1 rRNA gene is annotated in these 594 nt (G+C 53.7%); it reads right to left on the bottom strand.

Going from position 1 to position 594, the window contains the following annotated elements:
* Positions 1-594, bottom strand: a 23S ribosomal RNA gene (locus tag EH198_RS24315); the annotation flags it as partial.

Below are 594 nucleotides of genomic sequence, written 5' to 3'. Positions count from 1 at the left end.
TCTCTTCTCGCCTACCTGTGTCGGTTTGCGGTACGGGCACCTTCTCCTGGCTAGAGGCTTTTCTTGGCAGTGTGAGATCATGACCTTCGCTACTGTAATTTTCGCTCCCCATCACAGCCCAGCCTTATGGTGTACGGATTTGCCTATACACCAGCCTCGCTGCTTGGACGGACATCCATCAGTCCGCGTCACTACCCTCCTGCGTCCCCCCATCGCTCATAGCGGATTACGGTGGTACAGGAATATCAACCTGTTGTCCTTCGACTACGCCTGTCGGCCTCGCCTTAGGTCCCGACTTACCCTGAGCGGACGAGCCTTCCTCAGGAAACCTTGGGCTTTCGGCGGATCAGATTCTCACTGATCTTTTCGTTACTCATACCGGCATTCTCACTTGTATGCAGTCCAGCTGTCCTTGCAGTCAACCTTCAATCCGCATACAACGCTCCCCTACCCCTGATGCAAAGCATCAAGCCATAGCTTCGGTGGTGTGTTTAGCCCCGTTACATTTTCGGCGCAGAGTCACTCGACCAGTGAGCTATTACGCACTCTTTCAATGGTGGCTGCTTCTAAGCCAACATCCTGGTTGTCTGTGCA

The organism is Paenibacillus rhizophilus (assembly GCF_003854965.1).
GTDB classification, from domain to species: Bacteria; Bacillota; Bacilli; order Paenibacillales; family Paenibacillaceae; genus Paenibacillus_AQ; species Paenibacillus_AQ rhizophilus.
This window is presented reverse-complemented; position numbering and strand designations above follow the sequence as displayed.